Origin of the sequence: Ereboglobus sp. PH5-10 (genome assembly GCF_029504735.1) — a bacterium.
Classification (GTDB): domain Bacteria; phylum Verrucomicrobiota; class Verrucomicrobiia; order Opitutales; family Opitutaceae; genus Ereboglobus.
The window spans coordinates 53428-69456 of the sequence record NZ_JAQFIP010000012.1; the positions used below are offsets into that span (position 1 = coordinate 53428).

12 protein-coding genes are annotated in these 16029 nt (G+C 61.2%); 5 read left to right on the plus strand and 7 right to left on the minus strand.

Annotated elements, in window-relative coordinates; translation table 11 throughout:
- The first annotated feature begins 112 nt into the window (after window positions 1-112).
- Entirely contained in the window at window positions 113-1039 is a 927-nt protein-coding gene (gene asd / locus M2447_RS10330; protein ID WP_277558545.1) for an archaetidylserine decarboxylase, read from the plus strand.
- Between the two features lie 25 nt (window positions 1040-1064).
- Here the strand turns inward: asd and M2447_RS10335 are convergent, their stop codons facing one another.
- On the minus strand, window positions 1065-2033 hold the full coding sequence (locus M2447_RS10335; protein WP_277558546.1) for a PhoH family protein: 969 nt from the start codon (window positions 2031-2033) through the stop codon (window positions 1065-1067).
- Window positions 2034-2145: 112 nt separating this feature from the next.
- Between M2447_RS10335 and M2447_RS10340 the strand changes: the two genes are divergently transcribed.
- Both M2447_RS10340 and M2447_RS10345 read left to right on the plus strand, forming a co-directional pair.
- Window positions 2146-3429 (plus strand): DUF3142 domain-containing protein, encoded by a 1284-nt coding sequence (locus M2447_RS10340; protein ID WP_277558547.1) that lies wholly within the window; start codon window positions 2146-2148, stop codon window positions 3427-3429.
- Window positions 3413-5509, plus strand: a complete 2097-nt coding sequence (locus tag M2447_RS10345; RefSeq protein ID WP_277558549.1) for a hypothetical protein — start codon at window positions 3413-3415, stop codon at window positions 5507-5509. The genes M2447_RS10340 and M2447_RS10345 overlap by 17 nt, the downstream gene beginning before the upstream one ends.
- A gap of 34 nt (window positions 5510-5543) precedes the next feature.
- Here the strand turns inward: M2447_RS10345 and M2447_RS10350 are convergent, their stop codons facing one another.
- The 3 genes from M2447_RS10350 to M2447_RS10360 form a co-directional block, all read right to left on the minus strand.
- Window positions 5544-8969 (minus strand): hypothetical protein, encoded by a 3426-nt coding sequence (locus tag M2447_RS10350; protein WP_277558550.1) that lies wholly within the window; start codon window positions 8967-8969, stop codon window positions 5544-5546.
- Window positions 8970-9163: 194 nt separating this feature from the next.
- Window positions 9164-10957, minus strand: coding sequence for a phosphoenolpyruvate--protein phosphotransferase (gene ptsP, locus M2447_RS10355; protein ID WP_277558551.1), 1794 nt, complete (start codon window positions 10955-10957; stop codon window positions 9164-9166).
- 71 nt (window positions 10958-11028) lie between these two features.
- On the minus strand, window positions 11029-12333 hold the full coding sequence (locus M2447_RS10360) for a CoF synthetase (protein WP_277558552.1): 1305 nt from the start codon (window positions 12331-12333) through the stop codon (window positions 11029-11031).
- 149 nt (window positions 12334-12482) lie between these two features.
- Here M2447_RS10360 and M2447_RS10365 point away from each other — a divergent pair, with 149 nt between their 5' ends.
- Window positions 12483-13514, plus strand: a complete 1032-nt coding sequence (locus M2447_RS10365) for a hemolysin family protein (RefSeq protein WP_277558553.1) — start codon at window positions 12483-12485, stop codon at window positions 13512-13514.
- 59 nt (window positions 13515-13573) lie between these two features.
- Here the strand turns inward: M2447_RS10365 and M2447_RS10370 are convergent, their stop codons facing one another.
- The 3 genes from M2447_RS10370 to M2447_RS10380 are packed head-to-tail and all read right to left on the minus strand — an operon-like array spanning window position 13574 to window position 14707.
- Window positions 13574-14068: a hypothetical protein gene (locus tag M2447_RS10370; RefSeq protein WP_277558554.1), complete on the minus strand. Its 495-nt coding sequence runs from the start codon at window positions 14066-14068 to the stop codon at window positions 13574-13576.
- Between the two features lie 22 nt (window positions 14069-14090).
- Window positions 14091-14504: a type II toxin-antitoxin system VapC family toxin gene (locus M2447_RS10375; protein ID WP_277558555.1), complete on the minus strand. Its 414-nt coding sequence runs from the start codon at window positions 14502-14504 to the stop codon at window positions 14091-14093.
- Window positions 14501-14707, minus strand: a complete 207-nt coding sequence (locus M2447_RS10380) for an AbrB/MazE/SpoVT family DNA-binding domain-containing protein (protein WP_277558556.1) — start codon at window positions 14705-14707, stop codon at window positions 14501-14503. The genes M2447_RS10375 and M2447_RS10380 overlap by 4 nt, the downstream gene beginning before the upstream one ends.
- 266 nt (window positions 14708-14973) lie before the next feature.
- Here M2447_RS10380 and M2447_RS10385 point away from each other — a divergent pair, with 266 nt between their 5' ends.
- Window positions 14974-16029 carry an aldose epimerase family protein gene (locus M2447_RS10385; protein ID WP_277558557.1) on the plus strand — a complete coding sequence of 352 codons (1056 nt, stop codon included), beginning with the start codon at window positions 14974-14976 and terminating at the stop codon, window positions 16027-16029.

Sequence of the window (16029 nt, forward strand, 5' to 3'; positions counted from 1 at the left end):
GATGCAAGGATGAAGCCCCGGGGGAAAAAGATGATTCGCATTGGGTGTGGCGCAATGCGCAAGAAACTTAGGCTTCCGTTTTGCCTGAGTTTTTTGGATGTTCGACGCATTCATGGCACGCGAACCGATCCAGTTTTACAACCGACACACAAAACAGCTTGAGACCGAAAAAATCTACAAGGAGGGCTGGCTGCGCTTCACGTATGAGAATCCCGTGGGGCGTTTTTTTCTGTGGGCGTTTGTGAAGCGGAAGTTTTTTTCGTGGCACTACGGCTGGAAAATGAACTGGCGCAGCAGCGCGCGGTATGTGCTGCCCTTTGTGATCGACTACGGGCTGGAGGAGCAGCAGGGGGAGTTTGCGAGGTCGGTTTTTGATTTCAGGACGTTCAACGAGTTTTTCATGCGCGCGCTGAAACGCGAGGCGCGACCGATCGCGCCGGGCGACGACACTGCGGTGTTTCCGGCGGACGGGCGGCACTTGGTGTTTCCCGATGTGGACAAGGCCGGCGGGTTCTATGTGAAGGGCAGCAAGTTTGCGCTGGAGGATTTGCTGGGCGAGGGGCATTTGCCGGAGGCGCGGCGCGAGCTGACGCGGAAATTTGCCGGGGGCGCGATGGTGATTTCGCGATTGTGCCCCGTGGATTACCACCGGTTTCATTTCGCGGCGGCGGGCAAGGCGGGCAAGGCGCGGCTGATCAAGGGCGCGTTGTATTCGGTGCATCCGATCGCGCTGCGCCGGCGCATTGAATACCTCGTGCAAAACAAGCGCATGATCACGCTGGTCGAGACGGATGCGTTTGGCACGATGGCGAGCATCGAGGTGGGCGCGACGAATGTCGGCTCGATTATTCAAACTTACCCGGAGGATTTTTCCGTGAAGAAGGGCGAGGAAAAGGGGCTGTTCAAATTCGGCGGCTCGTGCGTGATCACGCTTTTCGAAAAAGGCCGAATCAAGTTTGACGACGACCTGGTCGCGCAAAGCGAGTCGTGCGTGGAGACATTCGCAAAGATGGGCGACCGGCTGGGCGTGCGCGCCTGAAATGCGCTTGGTGCGCGCGGCGAAATCACTGCTGCCCGCCCATCGGGTTTTTGTATTGGTCGTAGGCCTCGATTATTTTTTGCACAAGCGGGTGGCGCACCACGTCGGCGCCGCTGAAATAGTGGAAGTCGATTCCCTCGATTCCCTCCAGGATGCGCGACACTTCCACCAAACCGGATTGTTTCACGCGGGGCAGGTCGATCTGGGTTACGTCGCCGGTCACGATCATGCGCGAGTTTTCGCCGAGGCGCGTCAGGAACATCATCATCTGCTCCGGCGTCGTGTTTTGCGCCTCGTCGAGAACGACAAACGCATTGCTCAGCGTGCGGCCGCGCATGTAGGCGAGCGGCGCGATTTCGATCACGCCCTTTTCCGTGAGGCTCGCCACATCGTCGTTGTCGAGCATGTCGTGCAGCGCGTCGTAGAGCGGGCGCAAATACGGCAGGATTTTTTCGCGCAAATCACCCGGCAAAAACCCGAGCGCCTCGCCCGCCTCCACCGCGGGGCGCGTCAGGATGATTCGCTCCACTTTGTTTTTCAGCAAGGCGGACACCGCCGCGGCCATCGCGAGATAAGTCTTGCCCGTGCCCGCCGGCCCGATGCCGAACACGACCGGGTTTTCCTGGATCGCCTGCAAGTATACTTTTTGCCCGAGCGTCTTCGGCACGATGCTTTTGCGGTTGGTGGAGATGACGAGCGGCTTTTCAAACAGGCCGCGCAACTGCTCGAGCTCGCCCCTCGCCACCGTGTCGACGAACCGGTGAAAATCCGGCGTGCGAATCACGAGCCCCTGCGCCCGCGCCTCATTGAGAAAACCGAACAGCGATTCCGTTTGCGCAACCGCCTCCGCCGACCCGCTGATCTTGAGCCAGTCCTCGCGCGAGACGAGCGTGACTTTCAGTTTTTGCTCGGCGTGGGTGAGATTGCCCTCTCGTCCGCCGAAAAGCTGGTGAAGATGCCGCGCCGATGGAAAATGCAAAGTCTGGGAAGCCACAATTCCCAACAACTCGCGCAAAAAATCCGCCGCCGCGAGCGTTTTTTATTTCTCATGGATTTCATGCGCGCTTCACACTCGCTTCACATCCCGAATCCACCCTCAACCGCACATGGACAAACTTCGCCGTATTATCGTTTTGCTTTTGCTTGCAGCATGCGCCCGCGCCGCGGCCGGGGCGGCGTGGACACACGATGCCTACATCTGGCAGCGCAAGCCGACGGCCCAAGTCGATGACGCGATCCGCGCGTCAAGCGGCCATCTCAACGGCTACTGTGTTCTGGCCTCGGAAATCTCGTGGGATAAGGCGTCCCCGAAAATTGTTCGTCCCCGTTTTGATTACGCCGGGCTCGCCGCGCTTGGAAAACCAGTCGGCCTCGCGCTCCGCATTGGCACGCGAGGCTCGGAAAAACAATTCGCGGACGCCCTGCCCCAAATTGTCGCCGAGGCCTCCGCGCTACTCGAATCCGCGCGCAACGCCGGACTCGCGCCGTCCGAGCTTCAAATCGACTTCGATTGCCCCGAGTCGAAACTCGGCCTTTACCGCGGTTGGCTCGCCGCGCTCAAAACCGCCGCGGGTGAAACTCCGCTTACCTTCACCGCATTGCCCTGCTGGCTCCAGCATGAGCGGGAGTTTGTCGACCTCGCGCGCGCGGCCGACGGCTTTGTGCTGCAAGTTCACTCCCTCGACAAACCCCGCGCAATCGACGACACATTCACGCTCTGCGAGCCTGGCGCGGCCCTGCACTGGTGCCGTGGCGCCGACGGGCTCGCGGCGCGCGCAGGCACCCGCTTTCGCGTCGCGCTGCCCACCTACGGCTACACGCTCGGGTTTGATGACAAGGGCCGCTTCATCGGGCTCGCCGCGGAAACCCCTCGCGACTGGCCGCCGGGCGCGCAACTGCGCACCGTGCGTTCCGATCCCCGCGCGATGCAGGCGCTCGCGCAAACACTCGCCGCGGAAAAACTGCCCCGCGCCACCGGCATCATCTGGTTTCGACTGCCCGCCGAAAACGACCGGCTCGCATGGACCGGGAAAACATTTTCCGCTGTCATTGAAGGCGGGGAGATAATCTCGCATCTCGCAGTTGAAATCCATCGCGCCAAACCCGGTCTTGCGGAAATCGTCATCATCAATCGCGGGCACACGACCGAGCCGCTTCCGCAGCGGGTGAAAATCACATGGAGCGGCGATGCCAGTCTGGAGTCGCGGGACGGGCTTGGCGGATATAGTTTTTATTATGACCGCGACGATCCCCGCGCGCTCGTCGGCATGAGATCGCTTGCGTCGACAGAAATCGCCCCCGGGCACAGTCGTGTCATTGGCTGGGTTCGCTTCGATTCTCCCGACAAAAAACCAATCACCAATATTTCCATCAATGCCACGATTCCTTGAGCAACACCATCGCATGCGGGCCGTCGTTATTGCCGCCGCCTGCTTCCTCATTCCGCACGCTCGCGCCTGCGGCCCCGACTTTCCAAACGCTTATCTCGCCGAGGGCAGCGTGAGCCTGCTGTCGGCGCCCGAGGGGTATTTTGCCGCGGAGATTGAGAAAATCGCGCCGCGTAAAAAAGACGCCGCCGCCGCCGATTCGGGCGCCGCCCTTGTCATTGCGGCCAACAAGGCCAAGCGCGAAAACGAGCTCACCGAAACCGGCGTTCTCCGCATGGAGCTTGCCAGGCGCGGTTATGCGCAAGAGCGCGTCGACGCGCTGGCCGGCAGGCTGGAGTCCGCGCGCGCGACCATTTTTGCGGAGGACTGGGCCAGCCCGCCGGTGTTCCCCGGCGACATGCCCGCGGAGTTTGCCCTCTATTTGAACGGAGCTTTCGCATATTGGAAAGGCGATCATGGAACCGCGGACAAATGTTGGAAAACACTGCTCGCGCTTCCCGCTGAAGAACGCCGCCACTACACGGTCAACGCCGCCTACATGCTTGGCCGTCTTCGCGTGCCCGACGCGCAAGGGGAAGGCCTTCCCGAGCGCCAGTCGATGTCCGTGGAGGCCATGCACGAAATGCTCCACGGCGTGAAGTGGTTCCAACAAACCCGCGATGCCGCCGAAGCCGGATTCGACGATATTTCGGATCTCGCTCAAGCGAGTCTCGGCTGGGAGGCGCGCGCGCATTTCTTCAACGGTTACAGCACCGAGGCCATTCACCTTTACCTGCGGCAGCACGCCGCGGGGGATCACCGCGGCGCCGTGCTTTCCCTGCGCGCCGTCGCCCGCGACGCATTTGAATCCGCGGATTCCGAGGATGGCGCCAGGCACCTTCGGCAGCTCGCGCGGGACGAAAAATCCCGCCGCGTGCTGACACTTTATCTGCTCGCCCGTTTTGGCCTTTTCCCGTGGTTCGATTATGAGGCCGGAAAAAAACTGGACCGCCAATCCCGCATCTGGGCGGGGATTTTGGACGAGGCGGAACTTCGCGACGTGCCCGACACCGACCGCCTCGCGTGGCTCGCCTATCAGGCCGGTCGTTTCGATCTTGCCGCGCAATGGCTCAAGAGCGCCTCCGATTCCTCCGTGCCCGCAAACTGGATACGCGCCAAGCTCGCGTTGCGCTCGGGCGACGCAGTGCGTGCCGGAGGGCTTCTCGAAAAAGTCACGTCCAGTCCCGGGCTTGTCGGCGGGGCGCGCCCGGTCGCATGGGCGGATTTGGGGCGCGTTCGCATGGGCGCGGGCAAATATGCCGGGGCGCTTGATGCGTTTTTGCGCGGCGGGCACTGGCAGGACTGCGCCTACATCGCCGAGCGCGTGCTCGCGCTCGACGAGTTGATGGCGTTCGTGGATGAGCATTGTCCTCAACAAACCGGAACAGATGAGCGGCAATTTTTCCCGGTTGCCGAAGAGCGCGAGGAGCAGGATGAGAAAGCTCTGCGCAACGAACTTCGCCACCTGCTCGCGCGGCGACTGGCGCGGGCGAACAAGCCGGAGGATGCGAGGGAATATTTTCCCGAAAAGTTGCGGCAAATCCATGCCGCTTATGTGGATGATGTGCGCGCCGGTTTTAACGGGGAGCTCGCGCCCGGCGAGCGCGCAAAGGCATTTTGGAACGCGGCGGCGAGCCTGCGCGAAAATGGCATGGCGTTGCTCGGCACGGAACTGGCGCCGGACTATTCCATTTGGGGCGGCAATTTCGAGTGGAGTCCGATCGCCGGGGCGCGACGGGATAAGTTGCGACGCGGGGGCGGCCTTGGCGCGCCGACCGAGGATGAGCTCAAGCGTGTCGAAGCGCACGCGGTTCCGCGGAAGCGTTTTCACTATCGATATCGCGCGGCGGATCTCGGGTGGTGGGCTGCGTCGCTCATGCCGAATGACTCCGACGAGACCGCGCGCATGCTCAACACCGCCGGCGGCTGGATCAAAAAACGCGATCCGGGGGAGGCCAACCGGTTTTATCGGGCGCTGGTGATTCGCTGTCCAAACACCGCCCTTGGCAAACAAGCCGTCGCGCGCGGCTGGTTTCCGGAATAGGGCTTTTTACCCCGCGAAATCTTGAGGCGAGCCTTTACGCTTCCGCGATCGGTTGCACGCCGATGGTGTATTTGATGCTTTCCAGATACGCGGGCGAATAGACGTGGTCCAGGCGTTTCAGCGCGTGGGCGAGGCGGCCCTTGATGTCGAGGTCGTCGATCACATCCTTTGTGTTGGGGCGTTCGAGATACGCTTCGAGGTAGGCGACGTGGCGGCGCCAGAGCGCGACCTCGTAGCGTTGTTTCGAGGTGAGGCGCTCGGCATACCAGTCGCTTTCGAGCATGTGCTCTTTTGTGAAGAGTTCGCGAATTTCCGGCGCGTCGAGCCCCTTGCCCTCGTAGTGGCCGTGCGCCATGATGTGCAGGAGCGCCTTGAGCGGAGGGACGGCGAGGTCGATTCCGCCGTCGGCGAAATAGCTGTCGGCAACGCGCTTGTGGGTGACGCAGATGTTGTCCATGCCATCGGCAAAGATGTCCATGTCCTGCTGCTCGGGATGGAGCATTTCGTCGGTGAAGACGGAGTGCGGATGGTTGAACACGCGCCCGAAATAGATGCGCACGAAGCGCGTGGTGATGCGGTAGCCGAGCCGGCTTGAGAGCACGGGTTTGCCGTTGTGCTCCATGTCGCGCACTTTTTCCAGGCAGCCGTCGGCAATGAGCGCCTTGGCGCTGCGCTCGGCGAGCGACATGCGCGAAAACACCTCGGGCACAAGCATCGATATGTCGTGATCGACGCGCGCCTTCGGGCCGACGTAGCCGGCGGCGGAAAGGAACACGTCGTGCCCGGTGAGGATGAGCGAGATGAGCGACGCGTTCAGGTCGACGATCGGGCGCAGCGCGTTGAACGGACCCTTGGTGAGCGCGCCCTCGGAGCCGGCGCCGGTGGTCGAAGGCGACTTGCCGGTCATGGAGCTGATGAACTCCATGAAGAGCTCGGGCAGTTCCATGTGGTGAATGGGATTGTAAACCGCGAGCGGTCGGATTTTGCCGTCGGGGGGATTGTTGCGGCGGCCGGGCACGAGGATGTTGACGGGCGTCGGCAGCGGCGCGTGGGAGGTGAGGCGGCGGTGCAGGCGCGCGGCGAGGTCGGCGAGCGCGGTGTCGAGCGGATGCAGGATGTCGGGGCGCACTTGCAGGTAGCGCGGGTTTTTCGAGGGTTTGCCGTCGATGACGCGCGGGTGCGCGGACGACACGAAATACGCGGGCGTGTTTGAAGCGATCGCGCCGCGGATGATGTCGCGCATGGGTTTGGTGTAGGCGCGGAATCCGATGGCGTCCTCCAGGAGCTTGCGCGCGTCGGATTGCATGAGCGGCTCGTAGTTGGAGAGGAAGGTGCCGGGCGAGGCGATGTCGGCCTCGGCCTGGCGGTCGTAGCCGCGATGGATGGCGTCGTCGGGGCGCTGGAAGAGGAGGGCCTCGCAGTTTTTGACAAATTTCACCGAGGTGGCGCCGGCGCATTGCTCGGGCAGGTCCTTGATTGCGGAGGCGGGCGCGACGACGGACGCGGTGATGTCGTCCTCCACCTGCACTTTTGCGACGGGGTGGAAGTCGTTGCGCAGGCCGAACACGCGCCACGAGCCGTCCTCCTCGAAGCCGACGCGCATGTTGTTGGTCACGATTTTATGGCCGTCGAGCTTGAGCTCGTAGCCGGGCATGCCGTTGATCGTGTCCACCGAGAAATGGCTGAGCCATTTGTCGCTCCACTCGGGTTTGTAGTAGCGTTTGAGGACGAAGATGAGCTGCTTGATGTGCTGCGGAATCGTGCGGAGCCAGTTGTTGTATTCGTCGGTGTAGTCGCGGCGCGAGGGCGTGAGGAGTTTGATGACGGAGCCGAGCGAGCGGTGCGAGCTGAGGACGGGGCGCGTGTCCTTGCCGCGGCGCTCGGGGTCGCGAAAGCGTTGCGAGTAGTCGTGCTTGAGCAATGTGGAGACCTGGTCGAAGTCGCGGTCGAAATCGGCGACAAAAACATGCCCGGGCAGAATCGCGTAGGAGATGGACTTGGAAATTTCCGATTTTCCGCCGCCTGAAACCGTGCTGGGTTTGTGGCAGAGCATGCCCTCGGCGACGGTGCCCACGAGCCGCCATGCCGAGCGCTCGCCGGTGCCGGTGATTTGCTCCATGTGGACGCGGTAGCCACTGGGGCGCATGTAGATTTTTCCGGCGAGCAGCTTGATGGCGCGCAGTTCGCCGTCGGCTGCGATCCAGGATATCGTGCCCGCGCGCAGGTCGAAGGTGGTGACTTCGGGGATGATGATGATTTCCGGGTGCTCGAGATCGAACGCGTGGCCCTCGGGCTGGAGTTCGAAGCGGCCCGGAAATTTTGCGATGACGTCGGCCACGTTTTGCGCGTGCTCGTCGGTGTAGGACGCGAATCCGTCGCCGAGGTCGTAGCTGGGGAACACGAGCGCGCCGCCGGCGTGCTCCTCCTCGGTGAGGCCGTAGAGGTTGGAGGAGAAACTGATCTGCGTTTTGACCTCCTTCTTGCAGTAGCCGTAATAGTTGTCGGCGATGATGGTGACCATCACGCCCTTGTGGTTGCGCGCGGTGAGCTTGAACGCGGAGCCGTTGTTGTAGAGTTCCTTTTCATCCTTCCAGCACATGCCGTCGCGGCGCTGGCGCTCGGTGGCGAGGTCGTAGTGCGGCAGTCCGGCGGCGTGTTTCTGGACCTGCATGAGGTGTGGCGCGAGGATGACGCAGCCGGTGTGGCCGATCCAGTGGTCGATATCGAGCCCGGCGTCGTTTTCGGGAAGGTAGGGGTCGCCGGCGTTGCCGAAAATGCCCTCGACAAAATCGAGGTTGCTGACGAGCGAGCCGGGCGCGAAGAAACGCATTTCCATGCGTTTTTCGTCTATGAAGCCGTGCACGGCGGGGCACACGAGCGGGCGCAGGTGCAGCGAGACAAAACACTCGGCTTCGCGCACGCGGTTCGCGGTGAAGGGCAGGCGCATGAGTTCGCGCGGGGGTTGGAAGGCGAGCGCGAGCATTTTGCCAAAGACGTTTTTCGGCACGGCGAGTTTGTCGTCGGGTATGGGCAGGCCGCCCTCGGCGACGTGGAACACGCCCTTCGTGGTGCGGCGGTCGTTGGCCGGGTTGTGGAGCACGCCCTGGCGAACGCGATAGCTTTTGACGAGCGACGAGGCGAACTCGTCGCCATCCGCCGGCAGTGAAAGCGTGCGGGCGAGGCCGGGCTGGTCGAGGATGAAGGTGCGGTTGGGCAGCTTGGGAACGCCGCCGACATCGGAAAGATACGAGTCGAGCCACGCCTGGATGCGATGGTCGACCGGGGAAAGCGGGTCGGAAATCTGCCGCGTGGTTTCGCGGAAGCGCGCGACGATCGGCGCGGCGAGATCGGTCATGGCGATGTCGGCCTCATCGACGGGCGGGCAGCCGAGGAGCGAAAGGCGCAGGTTGATCGCGTGGTGCAGTTGCTTGGTGTCGGTGACGGTGATGTTCTCTGGCATGACAAAAAGTGCTCGAAGGTTTACTTTGCGGTGCGAAACAAATGGCGTGAGAAGCCGGTATTGTTTGAAAACATTCGCATAACACAACCGCGTAGTTGACGCGCCAAGTCGGGCGCGGGCGCGGGGGATGTGTGTCCGGGCGCGGGATGCCGTTCGGGCGGCGGAATCCTCCGCTCATGCGGGGCGCGGCCCCGTCACGCCTCCGCCATGCGCGCGTTGTAAAAGGCGTTGCAGAGCGCGGTGATTTTGGCGGCGTTGTCCATTTTCGACGCTTCGTGGACGAGTTTTTTCGCGTCCGACATTTTCATCGCGCGCACAAGGTATTTCACCGCCGGGATCAGCGACGAGGCCATGCTCAACTCGTCCACGCCGATGCCGAGCAGGAGCGGCACGTAAAGGGGGTCGCCGGCCATCTCGCCGCACACGCTCACCTTGATTTTCGCCTTGTGCGCCTGTTCGACCACGTAGCGCAGCATTCGCAGCATCGATGGATGCGCGGGCTTGTAGAGGTGCGCGATGCGCTCGTTGCTGCGGTCGATCGCGAGCAGGTATTGAATCAGGTCGTTCGTGCCGATGCTGAAAAAGTCCGCCTTGGGCGCGAGTATGTCCGCTGTGGTCGCCGCGCTCGGAACTTCGATCATCGTGCCGACGGGCATTTTTTCATCGAAGGCGACTCCCTTTTCCCGCAGCTCCGCGCGGCATTCGTCGAGCAGCTTGTTCGCGTCGTCTAGCTCTCCCGTGCCGCTGATCATGGGATACATGAGCAGCACCCTGCCGTGCGCGCTCGCCCGCAGGATCGCGCGCAGCTGGTTCTTGAAAATCTCCTTGTGCTCGAGGCAGAAGCGGATGGCGCGCATCCCGAGGAAGGGATTCGCCTCCATCGGAAACAGGCCCGACTTCCCGTTCATCAGCTTGTCGCCGCCGAGGTCGAGCGTGCGGATGGTCACAATCTCGCCGGCCATGTTTTCGACCACGGCCTTGTATGCGCGGTATTGCTCCTCCTCGGTGGGCATGCGCGATTCCTGCATATACAGGAATTCCGTGCGGTAAAGTCCGACGCCTTGCGCGGAATAGCGGCGCGCCATGTCCAGCTCGGTGCTGTTGATGCCCTCGATGTTGGCGCGGAGGATCACTTCCACGCCGTCTTGCGTGACCGACGGGAGGTTGACCGCGTCGAGCATGCGTTGCTCCACGCTTTTTCGCGCGACTTGGATTTTTCCGTAGCGATGCAGCGTTTCGTCGGAGGGGTTGATGATGACGGTGCCCTCGTAGCCGTCGACCAGCACGAAGTCGCCCTCGACGATGCGCTTGGTCAGGTCGCGCGTGGCCACGACGGCCGGCACGCGCATCGTGCGGGCCACGATCACCGCGTGGCTCGTGCGGCTGCCCGAGTCGGTGACGATGGCGAGGACTTTGTCGCGATCCATGCCGACGGCGTCCGACGGCGAAACGTCGTTGGCCACCACGACTCGGTTGCCGGGAAAATTGTTCAGGGTTTGCTGGGCGCGGCCGAGCAGGTTTTGCAGGACGCGCTGCGCCACGTCGCGTATGTCGCCCGCGCGTTCGCCCAGGTATTCGTCGTCGATTTCCGAAAACGCCTTGATGTAGCGCTGCACGACGTTGTTGAAGCACCACTCGATGTTTTTCGAGCTCGTCTCGAACTCGCGCTCGGTTTCGCCGATCAGGGCCACGTCCTCGAGCACGAGCAGGTGCGCGTCGAATATGCGCGCCTCGTCCGTTCCCAGGTTTTTTTCGACTTCGTTCCTGATTTGCTGGATTTGCTGGCGCGTGGCGACCAGCGCCTTTTCGAAGCGCTCCATCTCCTCCGCGCGCTGTTCGGGGCTTATTTGGTATTCCGGCAGTTCCAGGTCGCTTTGGATATGGAGGAGTATCTGCCCGTGGGCGATGCCTGGTGACGCGGCGATGCCATGGATTATGATTTCAGGTGTGTTGCGCGCATCCATGTGTGTGTTGTCGAGTCGTTGCAAATAAAAGCCGGGACGCGCGAGAATAACGACCACCCGCCCACCGTGGTCAATCTTGCGTTTTGGAAATTTTCCTACCTCGCCAGGGGTTTCAGCAGGGCGAATTTGCCGCTTGCGGCGGGCGTGATCGTGCGGCGGCGGAACAAGTTCACACGAGCGCCGCCGCCCAGCGCCGCCGCGAGCGCCGCGTCGAGGCCGTTCGGGGCGTGACCGTCCGCCACGTAGTGGAAATCCCAGCGCGCGTCGCCCGTTTGCACGAGGCTGTAGTGCCAGCACGCGAAATCCGCCGGTATGACCGCGTCGATTTCCGTCGGCGAAATGATCGCGCCGTCGCTTTCGCGGAAATACAGCCCGCCCTCGCGCCCCAGCAGCCGGTGGCCGCGCGCGCAACGCCGCACGATGTCGCCCGTGTGGTAGCGCAACAGCGGCATCGCCTCGCGCCCGCGCGTCGTCACGTAAATCTGAAAAACATCCGGCGCGCCGCGATACGGCGCCAGCTCCACGAAGGCGTTTTCGTCGATCACGCGCGAGTCGTCCTTGAACGCCGTGCCGACAAAAATATAACCCGCCTCCGTCGAGCCGTAGAGATCGACCTGCGGCGCGGGAAACGCCTCCGCGACGCGACGGCTGTGCTGCAGGCTCGCCTTGCCGTAGGTGAGGATGACGACCTTCACGCTCGGCACCGAGACCTGGCGTTTTTTCACCGCGCGCGCCAGCAGCGACAAATAAATCGGCTCGCCCTCGATGATGTCGGGTTTCACCGCCTGCAATTCCGTGACGATCCGGTCCCATTCCGCCTCGGGAAACACAAACGGATCGCTCGAAAGATTCAGGTAAACCGTGCCGTCGAAATACCGGTTCGGAAACGGATGATCCTCATACGGGCACAGATTCGACGAGCATCCAACCGGCGCCAGCACGCACTTGCGATGCGGCGCGTCGGCAAACGGCGCGAGCAACGGATGCGCCCGATACGCGCGCCGCGTCTGCTCGTTCCACCAGCCGTCCTCCATGATCACCGTCATCGGCCCGGCGGTCGTGCCGGAGGTTGATTCGTATTCAAATTTTTTCTCCTGCAAACCCCGCTCAATCACCCGGTAGTCCTCGAAAAAAGCCTCATGCCCGCGCTCCACGATCTCCTGCTTGGAAAGCGCCGGCACGTCCCGATACCACGCCCACGACAACGGCTCCCCGCCCAGCGCGAACCGCCGCCCGTAAAGCGGGCTGCGTCCGTAAATCCTGCGGATTTCGGTTTCCAGCGCGGCGGGCAAAAACTCGCCGTTCCCCGTGTTCCCCGTCGCGCCCAACGCCCCGGGCGCGTTGGCGAAAAGAGGCGCGGCCTCAAGCACATTGGAAACGTCGTTGGTTGCGGGATTCATTGTTTTGAAAGGACAAAACGACAATCTATCAAACAAGTCAAATGACCCGTCCGGTCGCACCCAAGTTGAACCCGGATATTAAGGACATAAACCCGCGGCGCGCCGAAACGATCTTGGCGCGGCACACCAAGGTTGTTTCAGTTGCCCGCATGATCTGGTTTATAACCGCCATCGTTCTCACCATCGGCATCTCATTTTGCTGCTCCATGCTTGAGGCGATGATTCTCAGCACCAACGTCATCGAAATCGAGGCGCTCAAGGCCAAAAGCCCCCGCCACGGCGAAACCCTTGAGAAGCTCAAAAACTCCGACGAAACCATCTCCGCAATCCTCTCCCTCAACACCATCGCCAACACCCTCGGCTCCGTCATCGTGGGCGGTCTCGCCGCGCACCTCTTCAACAGCACCGTCGTCGGCGTCGTCTCCGTCCTCCTCACCATCTGCATCCTCATCTTTTCCGAGGTCATTCCCAAAAATATCGGCGTTATTCATCGCGTAAAACTCCAGCCGGTCATGGTTTATCCGCTGCTCACGCTCTGCCGCGTGCTGCGCCCCGTCACCTATTTCTGCAACCTTGTCCTCCGGCTCTTTATCAAAAAACCCGCGCCCAGCAGAACGTCGGACGACGAGATCATCCTCCTCGCCGAGCGTGGCGCGCAACAGGGCGCGATCACCCATCACGAGTCCGACATCATCGCCAACACCCTTTCGCTCGACGAAGTGCGCGTCGGCGAAATCATGACTCCGCGCACCGTCGTTGCCATGCTTCCCCGCGACGCCACTGTCGGCGAAGTCTTCAAGACCCGCTCCAACATCCCTTTCGGCCGCATGCCCGTTTACGACAAAAACATCGACGACATCGTCGGCATCATCCGTCGCCGCGATCTCCTCAAGGCCAAGGCCGCCGACCAGGACAGCGAACTCGTCGGACGCCTCATGCAGGAGGCGCACTTTGTCCCCGAAACCGTCACCGCCTCCAGCGCCCTTCAAACCATCCTCAAAGTCCACCAGCAACTTCTCGTCGTCGTCGATGAGTTCGGCTCCACCGCCGGCGTCGTGACGATGGAGGACATCATGGAACACATCCTTGGCCACGAGATTTTCGAAAAAGACGACGTCGCCGTCGACATGCGCGAACTCGCCCGCCGCAAAGTGAAAAAGGCCGAAGGGATGAAAAACTGAGCGCAAAAAATCTTCGATGGCGACAAACCTCGCTCCTAGCTCTTAAGTTCTATTCAGTTTTAATCGTGTCCGATGTAGTCTTCGTTTTCGCGCATCAATAACGGTTTCGGGTGTGCTTCACACCAATCAATAGCACGAGAAAATAGGAAGCGCCACTCTGTGGCTTCTGGCGAAGGCGCCTCGATATCTTTCCCTGCAATCTTAACCTTTTCCCCAAATGCCCGAATTCTCTCTTGAACTGAGGCGATAAAGGTCGAATCGCCGCATAGTTTTTCAATAAAAAGATCCATGTCTCGGTCATCCTCTTCATCCCAATTTATAAAACCATTCCGATTAGCCTCATCTTCTGCATTTCCGGCAATGCGCAAAACCTCTCCCTGCCAAGTATTGGCTTCGCCGGATGGGGGGACGAGCAACTTGCAAAGTTCCCTCCATCTGCGCTTATAATACTCGGGCGATTTCTCTTTGGGTTTTGAGGTAAATGGCCACATTTTTTTGTTCAGTCTTATTTGCCCAATGAAGGTTAAAGGCGATGAGAAAGAGATTGAAGTCACACGGGCTTATACAAGATGCCCGTCACGTCTCGCCCTGCCAATCCTCCACGGCGAGGCCGGGAATGCGCCTGAACTCATTTGTGTTATGCGTGACGACTGTGGCGCCGAGCGCGAGCGCGTGACCTGCGATTTGCGTGTCATAGGGACCGATGGGCTGCGCGTTTGGCTTAAGCATTTCCAGATAGGCGCGCACGCGTCCCGTGTGCCATGCGGCTTCCGCATCAAAGGCGGCCAGCCTGAGCATTTTGGAGAGCATCTCCACACGCATGGCGATTTGCGGCAAATCCGCGCGTTTCGCCGCGCCGTATTCAAGCTCCGCAAGGACGATGGACGACAGGCGGCAACTGCCCACGTGCTCCAGCAATTTGTCGCGCAAGCCCGCGTCCTTTGCGCGCATGAATCGCGACAGCGTGTTTGTGTCCGGAAGATAAATCATCGCACATCGGGAAATTGCGGGCAGGAGCCCCACAGTTCGCGGGCGATGCGGCGGCGGCGGGCGAGATCGGCCGGATCAACCAGCGTGATGGTCGAGCCGTCCTGCACCAGCCGCACCGTCTTGCCCTTGAACCGGCATCCCTTTGGCAGGCGCACGGCTTGCGAGTTGCCGGACTTGAAAACTTTCGCGGTCATCGTGTTCATATGGTTACGTTGTATATACTGACGGATGTTGTCAATCACCGCTCCGCGCGCGTCCGCGCTCCGTGCGCCTTCGCGCCCCTTGCGCATCCAAAAATGTCCGGCGCGCGCGCTTTTTGCGTGTGTTTGGCGCAAACACTATTGCCGTGACGCCATCAAAAACACGATCATGCCGCCGTCGGTGGTGTTTTGCGACTGGCCCAACCGCCCGAATCCGCCCTTATTCCTTCCATCCTTCCACCATTCCCTCAACCCTTCCCATCCCTTCCATGCCAGCATTGCAACGCTCCAACTTTCAAAAACAAATCGGCGGCAAACAGGCGGACCTGTTTGTCATGCGCAACAACAGGGGCGTCGAAATATGCGCCACGAATTACGGTGCGCGCATTGTGTCGTGGCTCGCGCCCGATCGCGGCGGCAACATGGAGGACATTGTCCTCGGCTACGAAAGCGTGCAGGATTACATCGACTCGAAGGAGCCGTATTTCGGCGCGGCCATCGGCCGTTTCGGCAACCGCATTGCCAACGGTAAATTCACACTCGACGGCGTCGAATACGCCATCCCGATCAATAACGCCCCCAACGCCCTCCATGGTGGGCCGGGCGGGTTTCAGTCCATCGTATGGGATGCGCGGCAGGTCAATCCGGCCACGGTTGAATTTCGCCTGCTCTCGAAAGACGGCGACCAGGGCTTCCCCGGCAATCTCGACGTGACGATGACCTACGCGCTCACGGACGACAACGAACTCAAAATCAGCTATCGCGCCACCACCGACAAACCCACGGTCATCAACCTCACGCATCACTCGTTCTTCAACTTGCACGGCGCGGGCAACGGCAGCGTCAACGACCACATCCTCACAATCAACGCCGACAACTATACTCCCGTGAGCAGTGCGTTGATTCCCACGGGGGAGATTGCTTCGGTCTCCGGCACGCCGATGGATTTTCGCCAGCCGACCGTCATCGGCGCGCGTGTCGACGACGACTTTGAGCAGCTCAAAAACGGCGCCGGTTACGATCACAACTGGGTGCTGAACAAATCAGGCGGCGGCCTTCAATTCGCGGCCAAAATCACCGAGCCCAAAAGCGGCCGCGTGCTCGAAGTGCGCACGACCGAGCCCGGCATGCAATTCTACGGCGGCAATTTTCTGAACGCCTCGCTCAAGGGCAAGGGTGGCAAAACGTATGATGCGCGCACCGCGTTTTGTTTTGAAACGCAACATTTCCCCGACAGCCCGAACCAGAAAAATTTCCCCTCCACCGTGCTGCGCCCCGGAGAAACCTACACGCAGGAATGCGTGTATAAGTTTTACGCGGAGTAG